Source organism: Amycolatopsis speibonae (assembly GCF_042647925.1).
Classification (GTDB): domain Bacteria; phylum Actinomycetota; class Actinomycetes; order Mycobacteriales; family Pseudonocardiaceae; genus Amycolatopsis; species Amycolatopsis speibonae.
The window spans coordinates 1-523 of sequence record NZ_JBHRWK010000130.1 but is presented as its reverse complement, the minus strand read 5'-3'; the positions used below and the strand labels follow the sequence as shown (position 1 = coordinate 523).

Below are 523 nucleotides of genomic sequence, written 5' to 3'. Positions count from 1 at the left end.
AATCGCAGATCAGCAACGCTGCGGTGAATACGTTCCCGGGCCTTGTACACACCGCCCGTCACGTCATGAAAGTCGGTAACACCCGAAGCCCATGGCCCAACCCGCAAGGGGGGGAGTGGTCGAAGGTGGGACTGGCGATTGGGACGAAGTCGTAACAAGGTAGCCGTACCGGAAGGTGCGGCTGGATCACCTCCTTTCTAAGGAGCAACACATCCACCCCGCCGGGATACCCGGACCAACGGTTGGTGGAGTGGCCAGAGCTCAAGTGCCGAATGTGTACTTGTTCTGGTTGCTCAAGGAATTGTGGAACTACTGGTTTATGCGATCGCCGGCGGTTGCCGGGGCGTCTGAGTACTGCTTCCTTGTGGAGCGTGGAAAGGGTGATCCCGGGATGGTCGGAGATGGTGTTCATTGGCACGCTGTTGGGTCCTGAGGCAACACGCCGAAGGGCTAACCCCCTGGGAGTTTGTTTCTGGTGTGGTGTTTGAGAACTGTAGAGTGGATGCGAGCATCTTTGTGGTCA

General features: G+C 57.7%; 1 rRNA gene. It reads left to right on the top strand.

Features of this window, described 5'->3' with window-relative positions:
* Positions 1-197 (top strand): 16S ribosomal RNA (locus ACFOSH_RS42455); the annotation flags it as partial.
* Positions 198-523 lie beyond the last annotated feature (326 nt).